Source organism: Actinoplanes campanulatus (assembly GCF_014647795.1).
GTDB lineage: Bacteria > Actinomycetota > Actinomycetes > Mycobacteriales > Micromonosporaceae > Actinoplanes > Actinoplanes campanulatus.
In genome coordinates this window covers 172,531-190,706 of the sequence record NZ_BMPW01000023.1, presented here as the reverse complement: position 1 = coordinate 190,706, position 18,176 = coordinate 172,531, and the positions used below count along the sequence as shown (strand labels likewise).

The window sequence follows — 18,176 nt, the reverse complement described above, 5'->3', positions numbered from 1 at the left end:
CGCGGGATGCTGCCGCACGTCCGGTCCAGGTCGATTTTCGAGTTAGATCGGTGGTCCATGACACCAAGAGCCCGCGCCCTCCACACCGCCCAGGCAACCCACCAGAGACCCACGTCGATCTCCAGCGCCGCCGGCTTCGCCGGCCTCCCGGCTGCCCGCCTGATCCATCGCCCGCGTTCCGCTTGCCCGTGTTCCGTTTGCCCGTGTTCCGCTTGCCCGCGTTCCGCTTGCCCACCGCTGTGAACGACACCTCCCACCGCTCCCGGACGTCGTTGACCACCACATAGCGGGCGTGCGGCGACCCCGCCGCGTTGCGCTTGTCCGCGTTTCCGCTCGCCCCGTCCCGCCCGGGTCCCGCCGCTGACTTGTGCGGATCCTGTGGCGGTTCGGTGAAGACGGCTCCGATCACCTCTCGGCGGTGGTTCTATCGCGGCCATGCTGACGTCGCTGAGGAACGTGGCCTACGCGCTCTACACCCGGCGCCTGCGCGCCCAACTCGACCCGGCGAACCTGCCCTGGCATCTGGCCATGGTGATGGACGGCAACCGCCGATGGGCGCGCCAGATGGGCTTCGACGACCCCAGGATCGGCCACCGATACGGCGCCGAGCACCTGGACGAGGTGCTCGGCTGGTGCGCCGAGACCGGCATTCGACACGTCACCGTCTTCGTGGCATCGGTCGACAACGTCCGCAAACGCGACGCCGGCGAGGTCGGCAACCTGATGCTGATGATCGAGCAGGTGGTCGCCGAGCGGCTGGCCCGCCCGGCCAGCCCGTGGCGGGTACACCTGGCCGGCCGCCTCGACGTCCTGCCGGACACCACCCGGCACGCCCTCAAACTGGCCGAGGCCGCTACCCAGGACAGCGACGCGGAGTTCCACCTGAACATTGCGATCGGCTACGACGGCCGCGAGGAGATCGTCAACGCCTTCCGGTCACTGCTGGAGGAGGAGTCCCGAGCCGGTTACGGCATCGACGACATCGCCCAGCGCCTCACCGCCGACCGCATTTCGGCCCACCTGTACACCGGCGGCCAGCCCGACCCCGACCTGGTGATCCGCACCAGCGGCGAACGCCGGCTGTCAGGTTTCCTGGTGTGGCAGGCCGCCTACTCGGAACTCCACTTCTGCGACGTCTACTGGCCCGGCTTCCGCAAGGTCGACTTCCTCCGCGCGCTCCGCTCCTACGCCGCCCGCAACCGCCGCTTCGGCGCCTGACCCGCGCCTGGTCCGCGCCTGGTCCGCGCCTGGTCCGCGCCTGGTCCGCGCCTGGTCCGCGCTCTGACCGTGTCTGGTCCGCGTCTGGTCCGCGCCCTGACCGCGTCGGACCTATGGTCAGCCGCGTCTGGCCTGTGCCCCGCCCACAGGTAGCCGTCACTTCGCTGCTGGATGCGGTGACCACGCTGTGAACCGGCGCGGAACTGCTGTCTCCATCGGGTGGTCGCGAGGCTCGAGTCACCGGCGCGACAGCGCTACTACGGCTCTGCCGTGCCGGAGCTTCGCGGCGCAGCCCGGACGTCTCCGTCGCGAGTAGGCGTCTATCGCATGACCGGCCGATCTGCGGTCGAGCGTTTCGTCCGTTTGTGCGACGCTGGCATAGAGGCACGGTTTGCACCCGCGACTCCCGGATTCTGTCGTACGTATGTTCGATAATCGGCGGCATGACCACCGGATCGCTGAACGCCGAAGCCGTCCATCCCGGGACGGCTCCGGCGGAAACCGCTTCCCGGGCGCTCGTCGGCCTGGCGGGCGATTGCGCTGCCCTGCGTCTGACGCCGTTGTCCCAGCCGGAGTTGCTCGAGTTTCTCGACGACGTGCACACCGCCCAGCAGTTGTTGCAGGCAGCCGTGCTGCACGCCGTCCAGGAGGCCGGCCGGCGCGGCATCCCCGCCGACCAGGGCGCTCCATCGGCCCGGGCCTGGCTTCGCGGCGTGCTCCGGATCAGCCCCGGCGCCGCCGGCCGGTTGCTCGCCCAAGCCGAGGCGGTCGACCGCAATCCAGCACTCGACGCGGCCGTAGCCGACGGCCGAGTCAACGCCGAACAACTCGCCGCGATCACCATGGCGCTCACCGAGCTACCCGATGACCTGCACCCGCAGATCCGTGGCGAAGCAGCGGCCACACTGGCCGACTGGGCGCCCCAACTCGACCCCATCGGGCTGCGGACCGCCGGTCGCCGGATTCTTCATCATGTCGCCCCCGACATCGCCGAAGCCGTGGAAGGTCGATGGCTGCACCGGCAGGAGCGCGAGGCTCACGCACATCGCCACGTGACGCTCAGCCCGCTCGGCGACGGCCGCGTCCGCCTACGCGGCATCCTGGACAGCGAGGCCGCCGCCATCGTCTCCGCGGCCCTGGACCCCCTGTGCAAACCGGACAGCGCCACCGGTTCCGCCGCCACCAGCTCCGTCACTACCGGTTTCGCCGCCACCAGCTCCGCGGCTACTGGTTCCGCCGCCACCGGTTTCGCCGCCACCAGCTCCGCGGCTACTGGTTCCGCCGCCACCAGTTCGGCAGGCATTGGTGTCGCTGGTGTCGGTTCGGCCGGCATCGGTGTCGCTGGCACCGGTTCCACCGCTGGTTCCGCTGGCATCGACTTCGCCGCTGATCCCGCGAGCACCGGTTTTGCCGGCGGTCGTGTCGCCGCCGAACTCGCCACCACCGGTGAAACCCGCACACCGGGCCAGCGCCGTGCGGATGCCCTGGTGGAGGTGTGCCGGCTGATTCTGTCCGGGGGAGCGCTACCGGGCAACGGCGGCGACCGTCCGCAAATCGCGATCACCGTCGAGTACGACGTCCTTCGACAGCAACTGCGCTCGGGAACGCTCGACTCCGGCGAACCCGTTTCCGTCGCCACCGTGCGCCGCCTCGCCTGCGACGCCCGGGTCCTACCGCTGATCCTCGACGGTGACGGCCAGATCCTCGACGCCGGTCGCACCCGCCGCACCGCCACCGGAACGCTCCGGCAAGCTCTCAACGTCCGCGATGCGGGCTGCACCTTTCCCGGCTGCGACCGCCCCGCCCGGTGGTGCGACGCCCACCACATCGTCAGTTGGGCAGACGGCGGGCCAACCGATATCGCCAACTTGACTCTCCTCTGCGGCCACCACCATCGCCTCGTCCATGACGACGCCGGCTGGCAGATCCGCGTCGCCTCGGACGGCCGCCCGGAGTTCCTGCCTCCGAGCTGGTTGGACCAGGAACGCCGCCCCCGTCGCAACCAGTACCACCGGCGAACATGATCTCGGTTCTGCCGCAATGGCTCGGCTCGGGCGGGGCCGAGTCCGGGTCCGCCGTGGCAGCCACTGCTGCCGTGCCCTGGGTCCGGGTTCGAGTCCGTCGCCGCGCCTTTGCTGGGGCTCTGGTGGTGGCCGGGGGTCTGCTTGGGTGCGGGTTCTGGTGGTGGCGGGGGTTCTGCATTGGGCCCGGGCTCTGCCGGTGGCGGGGCTCTGCTGGGGTAGGGCCCCTGCTGAGGCACAGCCTCCGCTGGTGGCGGGCCTCTGCTGTCGCCGCGGCACCGCTAGGCACGGTCGGGCGGGCGCGGTCAGGCGGGCGCAGACGGGCGTGGTCAGGCGGGCGCAGGTGGGCGCGGTCAGGCGGGCAGGCGGGCGCGGTCTCAGGCGGGCGCGGTCAAGCGGGCGCGGTCGGGCGGGCGCCGTCAAGCGGGCGCGGTCGGGCGGGCGCCGTCAAGCGGGCGCCGTCAAGCGGGCGCGGCGGACTGCCGGACGGTCTGTTCGAGGATGTCGCGGAAGGCGCGGGCCGCCGGTGACGCCGAACCGGCCAGGCGCTGGGCGGTGAAGATGGTGCGCCGCGGAGCGCCGTCCAGTTCCAGCAGGCGCGCCGGGGTGCTCCGGCCCGCCCAGATGAGGTCCGGGATGAGGGCGACCGCGTTCCCGGACTCGACGAGCCGCATGTGTGCCTGGAGGTCGGCGGTCTCGTAGCGCACGTCCGGTTCGAAGCCGGCCCGGCGGCACACCTGTTCGGCGAAGTGGCGGGAGGCGGCGCCGCGCGGCTCCATCACCCACGGCATGTGCCGGGCCGTCACCAGGGAGTCGACCGGGTGTAGCGACTCGGGCGCCGGGGGCAGGGCCAGCCGGATCGCGTCGGTGGTCAGGTCCCGGCGATCCAGGCCGGGATGGTGCGGGGCGGCGTGCGCCGGGTATTGCTCGGCGATGACCATGTCGAAGTCGCGGGCCCAGGTCTCGCGCAGCGCCTCCTCAGGTTCGCGCTGGGTCATCTCGACCCGGACGTCGGGGTGCAGTGACGCCATGGCCCGCAGCGTGGCCGGCATGAAGGCGAGCGCCGCCGACTGGAAGACGGCGACCCGGACCCGGCCGGTGACCCGGGTGGCCGCGGCCTGGAGGCGGGCCTCGGCACGTTCCAGGGTGTCCAGCACCTCCCCGACCGACGCGACCAGCACCTCGGCCTGCGGGGTGAGCTGCACTCGGCGGCCGGCCTTGCGCAGCAGTTGCGTGCCGGTCTCCTTCTCCAGCTGGCTGAGCTGCTGGGACACGGCGGACGGCGTGAAGTTCAGCGCGTCGGCGACGGCCGCGATGGTGCCGCGAATGGCCAATTCACGCAGCAGGACGAGACGACGGATCTCCAGCACGAACGAAACGTTAGCCCAACTTAAGAACATCGCTCATAAAGCATCGCTTTTCCTAACCGTAAATGGGCATACAGACTGTGGCGGAAAGCGGAAGGAGCATCCCGATGTCTGAGATCGCCGAAGAGACGATCGCCCTTGTCCGGCGCTGGCTGCGCGAGGCCGCGGACGTCCCGGTCGGCGGTTCGGCCGCGCAGCTCGCCGGTGTGCTGCGCGACCCGAAGGGCCTGGCCTTCACCGTCGGCTTCGTCGACGGCGTGATCCGCCCCGAGGACCTGCGGGTCAGCGCCCGCACGCTGTCCGCCCTGGCCAAGGACGTGCCCGGCTTCCTCCCGGCGCACCTGCGCCTGGCCGTGAAGACCGGCGGCGCGCTGGCCCCGATGATGCCCGGGGTGGTCGTCCCGATCGCCCGCCGCGCCCTGCGCCACATGGTCGGCCACCTCATCGTCGACGCCACCGACGCCCGCCTCGGTAAGGCGATCAAGCGGATCCGCGGGCGGAACGTCCGGCTCAACGTGAACCTGCTCGGCGAGGCGGTCCTGGGCCGTGGCGAGGCGTCGCAGCGGTTGAAGAACACCGAGCGCCTGCTGGCCCGCCCCGACGTCGACTACGTGTCGATCAAGGTGTCGTCGACGGTCGCCCCGCACAACCCGTGGGCCTTCGACGAGGCGGTCGCCGACATCGTCGAGCAGCTCACCCCGCTTTTCACGCTGGCCGCGGAGACCGGCAAGTTCGTCAACCTGGACATGGAGGAGTACAAGGACCTCGACCTCACGATCGCGGTCTTCACCCGCCTCCTGGACCGGCCGGACCTGCTCGGGCTGGAGGCCGGCATCGTGCTCCAGGCCTACCTGCCGGACGCGCTGAGCGCCATGATCCGCCTCCAGGAGTGGTCGGCGGCGCGCCGCGAACGCGGGGGAGCGGGCATCAAGGTCCGCCTGGTCAAGGGCGCCAACCTGCCGATGGAGCGGGTCGAGGCGGAACTGCACGGCTGGCCGGTCGCCACCTGCGACAGCAAGCAGGCCACCGACACCAACTACAAGCGTGTCCTCGGCTACGCGCTGCACCCGGACCGGATCCGCAACGTCCGCCTCGGGGTGGCCGGCCACAACCTGTTCGACGTCGCGTACGCCTGGATCCTGGCCGGTGAGCGTGGCGTGCGTGACGGCATCGAGTTCGAGATGCTGCTCGGCATGGCCGAAGGCCAGGCCGAGGCGGTCCGGCGCGAGGTCGGCGGTCTGCTGCTCTACACCCCGGTGGTACGCCCGGAGCAGTTCGACGTGGCCATCGCCTACCTGATCCGCCGGCTGGAGGAGGGCGCCAGCGCCGACAACTTCATGTCCGCGGTCTTCGAGCTGCACTCCGACTCGGCCCTGTTCGCCCGGGAGCGGGACCGCTTCCTGGCCTCCCTGGAGGACCTCGACCTCGACAACATCGACGACGAGGTGCCGGCGCCGCACCGGGTCACCGACCGGTACGCGGCCGTGCCCCGCTCCGAGCCCGGGCTGTTCGTCAACACCCCGGACACCGACCCCGCCGTTGCCGTCCACCGCGACCGCGCCCGGGCGATCCTCGGCCGGGTGGAGAGCTCCACGCTGGGCCTGGACCTGCCCCGGATCACCGACCGCGAGCACCTGGACGAGGCGCTGGAGAAGGCCGCCGCCGCGCAGTGGGGCGCCATCGACCGCCGCGCCGTCCTGCATGCCGTCGGCGTCGCCCTGGAGGAGCACCGGGACACCCTGCTCGAGGTGATGGCGGCCGAGGCCGGCAAGACCATCGACCAGGCCGACCCCGAGGTGTCCGAGGCGGTCGACTTCGCCCACTACTACGCCGAGCTGTCGGCCGAACTGGACGGCACCGACGGCGCCGCCCCGGTCCCGGCCCGGCTCACCCTGGTCACGCCGCCGTGGAACTTCCCGGTCGCGATCCCGGCCGGCTCGGTGCTGGCCGCCCTGGCCGCCGGTTCCGCGGTCGTCCTCAAGCCGGCCGGCCCCGCCGAGCGCTGCGGCACCGTGCTCGCCGGCATCCTGCGGAACGCCCTCTCCTCGGCGGGCGCCGACCCGAACCTGGTGACCCTGCTCCAGGTCGACGAGGGCACGCTGGGCCGGGAGCTGATCGCTCACCCGCTCGTCGACCGGGTGATCCTGACCGGCGCGTACGAGACCGCCGAACTGTTCCGCTCGTTCCGCGCCGACCTGCCGCTGCTCGCCGAGACCAGTGGCAAGAACGCGATCATCGTGACCCCGAGCGCCGATCTGGACCTGGCCGTGAAGGACGTCGTGTCGTCGGCGTTCGGTCACGCCGGGCAGAAGTGCTCGGCCGCGTCCCTGGTGGTGCTGGTCGGCAGCGTGGCGAGGTCGCAGCGGTTCCGCACCCAGCTGCTCGACGCGGTCTCGTCACTGGACGTCGGCTACCCGTCCGACCCGCGCACCCAGGTCGGCCCGCTGGTCGAGCCGGCCGCCGGCAAACTGCTCGACGGGCTCACCACGCTCGGCGCCGGTGAGCGCTGGCTCGTCGAGCCCCGCAAGCTCGACGACTCCGGGAAGCTGTGGAGCCCCGGCGTCCGGGACGGGGTGCGCCGCGGGTCGGCCTACCACCGCACCGAGTACTTCGGCCCGATCCTCGGCATCATGACCGCGGACACCCTGGACGAGGCGATCGACCTGGTCAACGAGGTCGACTTCGGTCTCACCTCGGGCCTGCACTCGCTCGACGAGACCGAGGTCCGGACCTGGCTGGACCGGATCCAGGCCGGCAACCTGTACGTCAACCGCGGCATCACCGGCGCCATCGTCCGGCGGCAGCCGTTCGGCGGCTGGAAGCGCTCGGCGGTCGGCCCCGGCACCAAGGCCGGCGGCCCCAACTACCTGACCGGGCTCACCGGGTGGGCGCCCCGCCCGGCGGCCACGACCGCCGAGGTCACCCATCCCGGCGTACGGGTCCTGCTCGCCGACGCCCGCGCCCTGCTCACCGCCGAGCAGATCGCCTCGGTGGAACGGGCCGCCCGCAGCGACGCCGCCTTCGACTTCCGCACACCCACGGACGTCTCCGGCCTCCAGGCGGAACGCAACGTGTTCCGCTACCTGCCCACCCCGGTCACCGTCCGGTTCGCGGCCGGAGCCCCGCTCGCCGACCTGGTCCGGGTGCTGGCCGCCGGCCTGCTCACCGGCGCCGACGTGCACGTCTCCACCGCGGAGCCGCTGCCGGACGCGCTGGCCGTGCGGTGCCGTTCGATCACCGTCGAGGACGACGCGGCCTTCGCCACGGGGCTCTCCGCGGGGCGGGTCCGGCTGATCGGCGGCGACGGTACGGCGCTGGCCGCGGCCACCGGCGGGCGGCCCGACCTGGCGGTCTGGTCCGGTCCGGTGACCGAGGCCGGGCGGGTGGAGCTGCTGCCCTTCCTGCGCGAGCAGGCGGTCAGCGTGACGGCCCACCGCTTCGGAAACCCGCTCACCCTCGCTGCCGACGTCCTCTGAAAGACCCTTTCCCGGTACGCCCTCCGCGTTCTTTCTCTTCTTCCGCGCGGAGGGCGTACCCCCGGTCCGCTTTTCCAACTAGGCGCCGGGGCAGGGCAGGTTTGCGTACGCCGCGCGTACCCCCTCGGTGAAACGGCAGCCGAAGGACGCGGCAGCGACCGTGCGCCGGTCCAGGATCGCGTCACCCGTCGGCCGGTGGCCCCGCTCGACCCAGGTGACCAGGTCGTCGAAGCCGCGGCGCAGTTCGGCCTGGCTGAAGCCGCAGTGCGTCACGTCCCGGACGGCGCGGGAGACGAAGAGGCGGGAGCGGCCGTTCGCGGCGGCCTCGCGGGCGTACTCCTGCTCCATCGAGAACGGCACGAACAGGTCGCCGATGCCGTGCAGCGACAGCACCGGGATCGACGGGCGGCCGGCGATGCGCGGCACCCCGGTCGTCGCGGTCCGGCCGACCCGCAGCACCTCCGCGTTGAGGCGCTTCTCCTCCGGCGTGAGCCGCCACCCGTCGGTGGAGCGGTAGCGGGTCCGCCGGTTGTCGGTCAGGTTGCCCTCCGCCATCCCGGCCGTGCCGCCGCTCAGCCCCGGGTAGAGGCTGAACAGGAACGGCAGCCCGCCCTGGGTGGCCGCGTTCCAGTAGGCGAACGCCGCCGGGAAGCCGGGCCGTTCGCCGCCGCTGCGCCGCTCCACCACATCGGACCAGGTCGCGCCGGCGGCCGTGCCGGTGAGCGCGGTACGGATCCGGCCGACCTGTTCCGCGAAGCGGGCCGGATATCCGGCGTCCGGCCGCAACGGGAACTCGATCGGCACACCGGCGAGGGCGGCCGCCGTGACGTTGGCGTCCAGGAAGTAGTCGAACAACTCGACGTCGCCGAGCACCCCGCACATCGGCATGGCCCCGGCGAAGGTACGCGGGTAGCGCTCGATCGCCACGCCGGTGACGTGCCCGCCCATCGACGCGCCGGTGATGTAGACCTTCGCCGGCCGTTTCCCGGTGACCTCCCGGAACAGGCCGACCAGCGCGTACGTGTCCGAGACGCCCTGCGCCACGTCGTAACCGTTTGTCGCGTAGCTGGATGCCGCCCACGCGAACCCGCGGTCGACGTAGTGCTGCCGCAGCTCCGGATCGGACACGTAGACGGTCGTGCCGGTGCCCCGGTAGCCGTGCGCATAGACCACCAGCCGGCCGTTCCACCGGCTCGGAACCTCGATCCGGTACGCCGCGCCGTCCCTGATCCCGGTGTGCGTACGTGCGCCGGGCAGCGCGGTGAACGGGGCGCCGTCCGGTCCGCAGTCCGGGTCGGCGACCAGATAGCCGGGCTTCGTGTCGCTCGGCACGGGCGCGGTGCAGGGGTCGGGCGCGGCCGTGGCCGGCGCACCGGTGAGGATGCCGGCGAACAGCGCGGCGACGACGACCGCACGGCGGATGATCATTGGCGTTACCTCCCGGTAACATCCAATGACCGTGCTCGATGCCTGTCAAGCGCCCGATGCGGGCCGTCTCATCCGGCGTACCCGGGGATCTCGGAGACGCTGTGGTAGACGGGTAGTCCGCGTTTTTGCGCGATTGCCACGTCCTGGTCGGCACCGGCCGACGCGCCGGGCAGTCGCAGCACCGCGTCGCAGTGCGCCAGCAGTCGTTCCGCCGCCGGGTACATGATCTGCGCCGCCACCGGGTCGGTGACGCTCGTGCCGCCCGCGCCGCGCAGCACCGGCAGGGCCACCCACTCGCCGATCATCGGCACGTGCCCGGCCTGGAAGACGGGCCAGGCGGCCTCCTCGAGGCGGTGCAGGTTGGCGGCGAGCAGGGCGGGGTCGTCACCGGTGCCGGAGCGGTACGGCCCGGCGATCAGAATGAGCATTGGCTTGTCCATGACGGGCAACCTACACTGGGGAACACGCAATAGTCGACAACAATGAGGAGAAACGCGGATGTTGGCTGCGGAGCGCCGAGACTTCCTCCTGGCCCGGTTGCACGCCGACGGCAAGCTGGTCGCCAAGGAGATCGCCGCCGAACTCGGCGTCGCCGAGGACAGCATCCGGCGGGATCTGCGCGAGATGGCCGCTGCCGGTCTCTGCCAGCGGGTGTACGGCGGCGCGCTCCCGGTCTCCCCGGCGACCGCCGACTACGCCACCCGGGCCACCGTCGCCACCTCCAGCAAGGAGCGGGTCGCCGCCGCGGCCGCCGCGCTGATCCGCCCCGGCGCCACGGTCCTGCTCGACGGCGGCACCACGGCCCTGGCGGTGACCGCGGCACTGCCCCGCGATCTGGCCGCCACGATCGTCACGCACAGTCCGACGGTCGCCGCCGCGCTCGTCGACCACCCGGCCGCCGACGTCTACGTCCTGGGCGGCCGTCTCTTCAAGCACAGCGCCGTGACCTGTGGCGCGGCCGCCGCCGAGGCCGCCCGGTCGGTGTCCGCCGACCTCTTCCTGCTGGGCGTCACCGGCGTCCACCACGAGGCCGGCCTGACCACCGGCGACGCCGACGAGGCCGCCATGAAACGCACCCTGGCCGGACGGGCCGCGGACACCTACGTGCTGGCCAGCATCGAGAAGATCGGCGCCGCGTCCCCGTTCCTCGTCCTGGCCCCGACCGAGGTCGCGGGCATCATCACCGACGCCCCCCGCGACCACCCGGCCCTGGCCGGCCTCCCGGTCATCCCCGCCTGACGCTCTTCCATCGGTACGCCGACCGCGCCGGCATCGGGGTCGGCCGGGCCACCGAGCTCAGCCCGGCGCGGGCGGCACAGGCGGGAGTGGGCAGCCGGCGCGCGTGATGGGCGGGACTGTCCAGGAGAAACGGGACGAGGTCACCCGTACCGGAAAGGCTTGGGGTCTGTGTCTTTGGGCCTGGCTGTGGGGATCATGCCTCGCGGAGGCGCAGGGCGATGGCGTCGCCGTGCTGGAGCAGGTCGGCGTGGTAACCGGGAGTGGTCACGACGACCGTGGCGAACCGGCCGCGGACCCGTCGGGCCTTGAGGACCGGGACCGGCGAGTCGTACCGGCCGGCCTGGCCGACGGCCACCGAGAGGATCGCGCCGGAGCCGATGACCGCCTCGTCGCCCACCGTGAGCGGCGCGGCGCCGTGCGGGCGCACGGTCACCGCGAGGGTGCCGGAGCTCTGCCGGAAACCGCCGCTGACGTGCACCTTCGGGGCGGTCAACCGCAGCGTGCCGCCGGAGACGGTGACGTCGCCGCTGCCGAGCGCGGACTTCGACGCGGCGACCAGCGTGCCCTCGGCGACGGTCGTACCACCCCGGTACGCGTTGTCGCCGGTCAGGGTGAGCGAGCCGCTGCCGAGCTTGACCAGCCCACCGCGCCCGTTGATGTCGTTACGCCACGTGTCGGCGGCCGAGAACCCGCCGGCCGCCGCGTCGAGGGTGACCGCCACGCCCGCGTCGAAGGCGCCGTAGCCGTCGGCGGCCGCGAACAGGTTGAGCCGGCCCCACTGCTCCGGGCCGTCCAGGATCGGGTTGCCGGCGGCCAGGCCGGTGGTGCGCAGGACCTCCCGGCGCTGGGCGGCGTCCAGGTACGGCAGGCGCGTCTCGAGCAGCACCTCGGCGCCGGCCGGTACGGCGAACGGGGTGAGCGGGTTGGACGGGCGGCGGGCCGGCAGGCCGTACGTGAACCGGGGCCGGACGATCGCGGCATTGGTCTCGCGGTCGGCGTAGGCGTAGCCGGGAGACGCGGCGTGTGCGGCGGCGAAGACGTCCGTGCCGACCCGGGCCTGGAAGTAGGCGAGCGCCTGGGCGCGGGCCTCGGCCTTGAGGGTGGCGTTCGCCGGGTCACTGAGGATCGCGGCGGTCAGCGCGGTGCCGAGGACCCGGCCGCCGATCACGTCGACGGGGGAGTGCATGCCGGTGACGATCCGGGTGTGCGCCAGGTCGTAGGCCGCGGTGACCAGTTCCTGGAAACGCTCCGGGACGGCGTACGCGAAGGCGAGCGCGGCCATGAACAGCGCGTTGGTGTGGCCGCTGACGTAGCCGCCGTCCTCGGCCGGGTTGGTGGAGCGCTGGCGCAGCAGCTGCGGGGTGACCACGACACCGGAGTCGTAGACCGGGTAGCCGAACTCGTCGACCGCGCCGGTGTCGACGACCTCGCTGTCGTCGGTCATCCGCCACGGGCGCGGGTACTGGTAGGCGAACTTGCCCGGGTTGCCCGACGACCAGTTGCCGCGCACGGTGTTGACCAGCGTTACCACCCGATGAAGGAGCCGGTGGAGGGGCCGGTGAAGGACGCGGCGGCCGCGACGGCCGGCATCGGGACCAGGCCGGGAACGGCGGCCAGACCGGTGGCTCCGGCGGCTCCGGCGGCTTTCAGGAGGCTGCGGCGGCTGACGTTCACGGGAACTCCATCGACAGAGGGCCAGGATCGAGACGGCTCAAGATCGCGACCCAGCTTCGGTGGATCAGGCGGCGGAGAGGACAACGCCCGCTGTTGTGAACGTGAACATTCTTCGACGGGAGGGTACCGCCGGGTAGGGAAGGCCATAGGCTGCGCTCTATGGTCCGGAGAATCCTCACGGTGTGCGTGCTCGCCACGCTGGTCACCGCTCCCAGCCCCGCCTCTGCCGCCGCCGCTCCCACCGGCGGCTCCTTCAACGTCCTCACCTACAACGTCGCCGGCCTCCCCGAGCTGATCTCCAGCGCCGAGACCGACCGCGAGACCGCGCACACCCTGATCGGGCAGCGCCTCGGCCCGTACGACATCGTGCACGTCCAGGAGGACTTCAACTACCACGCCTACCTGTACGCGGCCGACACCACGCACGCCTACCGCACCCCGACCAGCGGCGGCGCCGGCATCGGCTCCGGCCTCAACACACTCTCGAAGATCCCGTACGACACCGACGACTTCGAGCGCGGCGACTGGGACTCCTGCCAGTTCGACTCCGGTGACTGCCTGACCCCCAAGGGCTTCACCCTCACCCGGCACCGGATCACCGACGGCGTCTTCGTCGACCTCTACAACCTGCACACCAACGCCGGTACGAGCAGCGGCGACCAGGCGTCCCGTGCCGACAACCTGAACCAGCTGACCGCCTTCATCGCCACGCACTCGGCCGGCAACGCGGTGATCGTCATGGGCGACACCAACACCCGCTACACCCGGGCCGCCGACACGATCCGCGACTTCACCGCCGCCAACGGGCTCACCGACGCCTGGGTGCGGCTGGAACGCGGCGGCAGCGCCCCGGCCGCCGGCTCGGACGCGCTGGTCTGCGACGCGACCGCGGTCACCGACGCCTGCGAGGTGGTCGACAAGATCCTCTACCGGAGCGGCCGGGCGGTCACGCTCACCGCGACGGACTACCACAACGAGGACGCCGGATTCCGCACCGGCGACGGCCTGATGCTCTCCGACCACTTCCCGGTCAGCACCGCGTTCAGCTGGACGGCGAACCCGGACTACCGGCTCAGCGACCAGTTCGGAGGACCGCACGGCGACCACTACAACGACATCGTGTCGGTCCCGGCGGCGGCCCGCGCCACCGTGATCGGGCTGCGTGCCGGCTCCCGGGTCGACCAGGTCAACCTCACCCTCGCGACCGGGACGGTCCTGGCCCACGGCGGCACCGGCGGCACGGCCAAGTCGCTCACCCTGGGCAGCGGCGAGTACGTCACGAGCGCCTACCTGTGCCGTGCCCAGTACAGCGGGCACACCCGGATCTTCTACGCCAGGTTCACCACCAACCTGGGCAACAGCGTCGTCGGGGGAACCACCACGTCGGACTGCGTGACCCGCACGGCGCCGAGCGGCTGGCAGATCGCCGGCTTTCACGGGCGCTCCGGATCGGCGGTCGACAAGGTGGGCTTCGTCTACTCCCAGCGCTGAACGATGCCCGGCGTCGCCTCTGCCGCGGCCCATGCGTTCCGCTCACCCTTCATTCATCCGGTTCCGGTACGGGTGAGCTCGGGCAAGGCCAGGCGTACCGAACTGGACCGCGACACCCCCGGCGGCGGTCCCTAGCGTTCAGTGGCGTGCATCAGCGACTCGCCCACGACCTCGACGACCTGCCCGCCCTGCTCCAGGCCCCCCCGGGACTATGCCACCCGGGTCCTGGCCGGCCTCGCCGAACGCCCGGTGGCGCCCACCCCGGCCGCCGTCGTACCGGTCCCGCTCCCGGTCGGCGGCGCCGGCACGGCCGGGCGCTGGCCGAGTTCCGGCGCCGCTGGGAGCCCGGCTTCTCCGGCAGCGCCGGCCCCCGCTACCTGGAATTCGTGACCGGCGGCGCCACCCCGGCCACGCTGGCCGGCGACTGGCTGACCGCTGCCTTCGACCAGAACGTCTCGAACCGTGCCGGATCCACGGCCGCCGCGCTGGAGGACGAGACCGTCTCCTGGCTGCGCGACATGTTCGGCCTCGGCCCGGACCACGCCCCAGAACACCGCCGCCTACCTGCCGGCGATCACCGGCGACCCGGACCACTGCCATCTCACCCCGGAGAACTCGCGCCGCCTCCGGGCCCTGGCCGCCTGGTTCACGCTGGCCGCGTACGGTGTGGACGGCCATGCCGAGATCGTCACCCGGACCGTCGCGGCGGCCCTTCGCCTGGGTGAACGCCTGAGCACCCTGCCCGGCGTGGAGCTGCTGTCCCCGGTCCGCCTGAACGTGGTCTGCTTCGCGGTCCCCGGCGACGTCCCCACCGTGCTGCGGGCCGTGGCCGACTCCGGCGAGGCGTTCCTGACCCCGACCGTCCTGCACGGCCGCCCCGCGCTGCGTGCCGCGTTCAGCAACTGGCGCACCGCCGGGGCCGACGCCGACCGCGTCGCCGAAGCCGTCGGCAAAGCCCTCTGAGAAAGAGCCCCTGACAAGGGGATGGCTCCCCGCCTCGGGTTGGCGGGGAGCCGTGGGTGGTGCTGAGGGGGACGGTCAGGCCGTGATGTTCCACTGCTGGCAGGCGTTGCCCAGCGAGGCCCACTGACGTACGGCCACGCCGTCGGCGGTGCCGCAGTTGGTGACGTCGAGGACCATGCCGTTGCCCCGGTTGGCGATCAGGTAGCCGCCGTTGATCGGGGTGAGGCTCCACTCCTGACAGGTGTTGCTCAGGTTGGCCCACAGGTTGAGGGCCGTGCCGTTGGCGGTGCCGCAGTTGACCGAGTCGAGCACGGTTCCGCTGTTGACGTTGGTGATCCGGTAATAGCCGCTGGTCGTCTTGGTGAACGTCCACTGCTGGCAGGCGTTGCCCAGCGACGACCACTGCTGGATGGCGGTGCCGTTGGCGGTGCCGCAGTTCGCCGCGTCGAGGACCTTGCCGCTGGCCTGGTTGATGATCCGGTACTTGGTGCCGGCCACCGGGTAGGAGACGGTGCCGCCCGGGTCGCCGGCGGGTGCGGTCAGCGTGGTGGAGAGCTTGTCCGGCGTACCCAGGTTGGGGGTGCCGTCGCTGTTGAAACTGACCTTCTTGAGCCGGGTGGTCCGGGTGGCGCCGCAGCCCTGGGCGGTGGTCTCGTTGGCGTGGTAGGCCATCCACGTCTCGGTGCCGTCCGGCGACGTGAAGAACGAGTGGTGGCCCGGGCCGTAGACGCTGTTCGCGTCACTGCGCTGGAAGATCGCGGTGCTCTTCTTGGTCCACGACGAGGCGGACAGCGGGTTGCTGCCGGTCAGGGTCAGCATCCCGATCTTGTAGTCCGGCGTGTTGCAGGAGCTGGCCGAGAAGGTCAGGTAGGTGACCCCGTTGCGCTGGAGAACGTACGGGCCCTCCTCGGTGTTGCCGCCGACCTTCTCCCAGTCGTACGTCGGGTAGGAGATCCGCGTCCCGTAGGCGGACACCGTCCACGGGTTGGTCATCGGGGCGATGAACAGGCTCTGCAGGTCACCGACCCAGGACGAGTAGAGGAAGTAGTTGGCGCCGTTGATGGTCGCCACACTGCCGTCGATTGCCCAGCCGTTGTTGGCCTGGACGTTGAGCTGGCCCTTGAACGTGTACGGGCCGAGCGGGTTGTCGCCGGAGCTCTCCAGCACGAACGACCGCTGCCCGTCGCAGCACGCCGCGGTGCCGGCCGAGTAGTACAGGTACCAGCGGTACCCGTTCGGGCCGTTCAGCCGGTGCATCGACGGCGCCCACACGTTGCAGCAGCTCGCGGTGGCCGTTCCGGTGTAGACGACGTTCTCGGTCGCGCCGGGCAGCGCGGCCACCGAGGTCGCCCGCTTGATGACGACCTGGTTGTTCCACGTGGTCGCGGCCAGGTAGTAGTAGCCGCTGTAGTAGCCCACCCACGGGTCGGCGCCGTACGGCGCGGCGGCCACCGGGTTGGTGAAGGTGGCGGCGGCGCGGGCCGGCGCCGCAGTGCGGGCCTCTACGGCGACGGCCACCGCGAAGAGCAGGAGGAAGACGGCTCCGACGGATTTCAGGCGTGCAAGAGACATGACAGTCCCTTCGGGGAGCGGGGAGTGGCGCATCGATACGGGGGGTCGGGCGCGCCCTGCCGGTGGGCCGGGGCGCCGCGGTGTCCGTCCGGGACGGTTGGGGATGGACGGACCGGTTCTGCTCGATGTATTGCCAGTATGTTAACGATCACAAGTGGGGTGTCAAGAGGCGGTATCCATGCTGATCAACGACGCTGGTTTCGCTCAACCGGCGCGGACCGCCGGGGGAACCCGTCCAGCCCGGTCCGGTTCGCCGCCGGCGGATCGGCCCGGAAGACCGTGACCGGTACGCCCGCCTGAGGGTTTTCCCGGCCGTCCGTGGGTATTCAACCGCGGTGGACCGTCGTCCCCCCGGCGCCCTGTACGCATGAGAAGGGACGGACGATGACGACCTGGATGACCCAGGAACGAATCGAACTGGGTTCGGTAAGCCTGGACGCCGACCTGACGCTTCCCGAGCACGCCACCGGGGTGGTGCTGTTCGCCCACGGCAGCGGCAGCTCCCGGCACAGTCCCCGCAACCGCGTGGTGGCCGCCGAGCTCAACCGGCGCCGGTTCGCCACCGTGCTGGCCGACCTGCTCACCCCCGAGGAGGAGGTACGCGACGCGCGTACCGGTGAGCTGCGCTTCGACATCGGCCTGCTCGCCGACCGCCTGGTCGGGATCATCGACTGGATGCGGGTGCAGCCGCCCACCGCGGCCCTGCCGATCGGCCTGTTCGGGGCGAGCACCGGCGGGGGCGCGGCCCTGGTCGCGGCGGCGGCCCGGCCGTCGGCGGTGTGCGCCGTGGTGTCCCGTGGCGGCCGCCCGGATCTGGCCGGGCCGGCTCTGGTCGAGGTGCGCGCGCCCACGCTGCTCATCGTCGGTGAGCACGACCGTCAGGTGATCGATCTCAACGAGGAGGCCCGTAACACCATGCGGATCCGCGCCGACCTGCGGATCGTGGCCGGCGCCACGCACCTGTTCGAAGAGCCCGGGGCGCTGGAGACGGTGGCCGGGGAGGCGGGCCACTGGTTCGCCGATCACCTGGTGCCGGCGATGGCGAAGTGAGTCCGGCGATGATCTTCGCGAATCGCGCCGAGGCGGGCCGGGCACTCGCCGACCGGCTGGCGCACCTTCTCGGCACCGACCGGCATCCGCTGGTTCTGGCCCTCCCACGGGGTGGCCTGCCGGTGGCCGGGCCGGTCGCCGAGCGGCTCGGCGGTGATCTCGACATCGTGGTGGCCCGCAAGATCGGCTCACCCCGGCATCCGGAGTTCGGGGTGGGCGCCATCGCCGAGGACGGCCCGCCCGTCTACGACCCGGACAACCTGCGCTACGCCGGAGTCACCGAGGCCGGCCTGGCCGATGTCCTGGCGGCCGAGCGGGCCGAGCTGGCGCGCCGGATCCACCGGTACCGCGGCGGCCGTCCCGTCCCGTCGATGGCCGGCCGTACGGTGATCGTGATCGACGACGGGCTGGCCACCGGGGTGACCGCGCACGCGGCGCTGCGCTGGGTGCGCGAACAGGGCCCGGGCCGGCTGATCCTGGCCGCGCCGGTGTGCGCGCCGCAGGCCCGGGACGCGCTGTCCGCCGAGGCCGACGAGGTGGTGTGCCTGAGCGCGCCCGACCCGTTCTACGCGGTGGGCCGCTGGTACGAGGACTTCGAGCAGCTCACCGACGAGGACGTGGGCCATTTCATCATGTGTTGAGTGGGAGCCTTGCCCCGTCCCGGGGAATTCATCTAC

The 18,176-nt window shown here is 71.9% G+C and carries 14 protein-coding genes; 8 read left to right on the top strand and 6 right to left on the bottom strand.

Going from position 1 to position 18,176, the window contains the following annotated elements:
- Positions 1–435: 435 nt before the first annotated feature.
- Both uppS and IEZ13_RS36795 read left to right on the top strand, forming a co-directional pair.
- Complete coding sequence (gene uppS / locus IEZ13_RS36800) at positions 436–1,218, top strand: polyprenyl diphosphate synthase (protein ID WP_183225508.1); 783 nt, start codon at positions 436–438, stop codon at positions 1,216–1,218.
- A 443-nt stretch (positions 1,219–1,661) separates the two neighbouring features.
- Complete coding sequence (locus IEZ13_RS36795; RefSeq protein ID WP_203833983.1) at positions 1,662–3,242, top strand: HNH endonuclease signature motif containing protein; 1,581 nt, start codon at positions 1,662–1,664, stop codon at positions 3,240–3,242.
- A 458-nt stretch (positions 3,243–3,700) separates the two neighbouring features.
- Here the strand turns inward: IEZ13_RS36795 and IEZ13_RS36790 are convergent, their stop codons facing one another.
- On the bottom strand, positions 3,701–4,609 hold the full coding sequence (locus IEZ13_RS36790) for a LysR family transcriptional regulator (RefSeq protein ID WP_183225509.1): 909 nt from the start codon (positions 4,607–4,609) through the stop codon (positions 3,701–3,703).
- Positions 4,610–4,713: 104 nt separating this feature from the next.
- On the opposite strand from IEZ13_RS36790, the gene IEZ13_RS36785 reads away from it, so the two are divergent.
- The gene (locus tag IEZ13_RS36785; RefSeq protein WP_183225510.1) at positions 4,714–8,082 is read left to right on the top strand and encodes a bifunctional proline dehydrogenase/L-glutamate gamma-semialdehyde dehydrogenase; all 3,369 of its coding nucleotides are present in this window, start codon (positions 4,714–4,716) and stop codon (positions 8,080–8,082) included.
- A 78-nt stretch (positions 8,083–8,160) separates the two neighbouring features.
- On the opposite strand, the gene IEZ13_RS36780 is transcribed toward IEZ13_RS36785, so the two are convergent.
- Positions 8,161–9,510 (bottom strand): prolyl oligopeptidase family serine peptidase, encoded by a 1,350-nt coding sequence (locus IEZ13_RS36780; protein ID WP_183225511.1) that lies wholly within the window; start codon positions 9,508–9,510, stop codon positions 8,161–8,163.
- Between the two features lie 68 nt (positions 9,511–9,578).
- Entirely contained in the window at positions 9,579–9,950 is a 372-nt protein-coding gene (locus IEZ13_RS36775; protein ID WP_229795500.1) for a DUF4406 domain-containing protein, read from the bottom strand.
- A 58-nt stretch (positions 9,951–10,008) separates the two neighbouring features.
- Here IEZ13_RS36775 and IEZ13_RS36770 point away from each other — a divergent pair, with 58 nt between their 5' ends.
- Positions 10,009–10,749 carry a DeoR/GlpR family DNA-binding transcription regulator gene (locus IEZ13_RS36770; protein WP_183225512.1) on the top strand — a complete coding sequence of 247 codons (741 nt, stop codon included), beginning with the start codon at positions 10,009–10,011 and terminating at the stop codon, positions 10,747–10,749.
- Positions 10,750–10,942: 193 nt separating this feature from the next.
- On the opposite strand, the gene IEZ13_RS36765 is transcribed toward IEZ13_RS36770, so the two are convergent.
- Positions 10,943–12,280 (bottom strand): phosphatase PAP2 family protein, encoded by a 1,338-nt coding sequence (locus IEZ13_RS36765; protein ID WP_229795498.1) that lies wholly within the window; start codon positions 12,278–12,280, stop codon positions 10,943–10,945.
- Positions 12,274–12,423, bottom strand: coding sequence for a twin-arginine translocation signal domain-containing protein (locus IEZ13_RS47055; RefSeq protein WP_229795496.1), 150 nt, complete (start codon positions 12,421–12,423; stop codon positions 12,274–12,276). The genes IEZ13_RS36765 and IEZ13_RS47055 overlap by 7 nt, the downstream gene beginning before the upstream one ends.
- 159 nt (positions 12,424–12,582) lie before the next feature.
- Here IEZ13_RS47055 and IEZ13_RS36760 point away from each other — a divergent pair, with 159 nt between their 5' ends.
- Together IEZ13_RS36760 and IEZ13_RS47050 are read left to right on the top strand one after the other, a co-directional pair.
- Positions 12,583–13,914, top strand: coding sequence for a jacalin-like lectin (locus IEZ13_RS36760; RefSeq protein ID WP_183225513.1), 1,332 nt, complete (start codon positions 12,583–12,585; stop codon positions 13,912–13,914).
- 462 nt (positions 13,915–14,376) lie between these two features.
- Entirely contained in the window at positions 14,377–14,877 is a 501-nt protein-coding gene (locus IEZ13_RS47050; RefSeq protein ID WP_203833984.1) for a hypothetical protein, read from the top strand.
- Positions 14,878–14,952: 75 nt separating this feature from the next.
- Here IEZ13_RS47050 and IEZ13_RS36750 read toward each other — a convergent pair whose 3' ends face one another.
- Positions 14,953–16,449: a family 43 glycosylhydrolase gene (locus IEZ13_RS36750; protein ID WP_183225514.1), complete on the bottom strand. Its 1,497-nt coding sequence runs from the start codon at positions 16,447–16,449 to the stop codon at positions 14,953–14,955.
- Positions 16,450–16,833: 384 nt separating this feature from the next.
- Here IEZ13_RS36750 and IEZ13_RS36745 point away from each other — a divergent pair, with 384 nt between their 5' ends.
- Complete coding sequence (locus tag IEZ13_RS36745) at positions 16,834–17,499, top strand: dienelactone hydrolase family protein (protein WP_183225515.1); 666 nt, start codon at positions 16,834–16,836, stop codon at positions 17,497–17,499.
- A gap of 8 nt (positions 17,500–17,507) precedes the next feature.
- Positions 17,508–18,140, top strand: a complete 633-nt coding sequence (locus IEZ13_RS36740) for a phosphoribosyltransferase (RefSeq protein ID WP_183225516.1) — start codon at positions 17,508–17,510, stop codon at positions 18,138–18,140.
- The last annotated feature ends 36 nt before the right edge of the window (positions 18,141–18,176 follow it).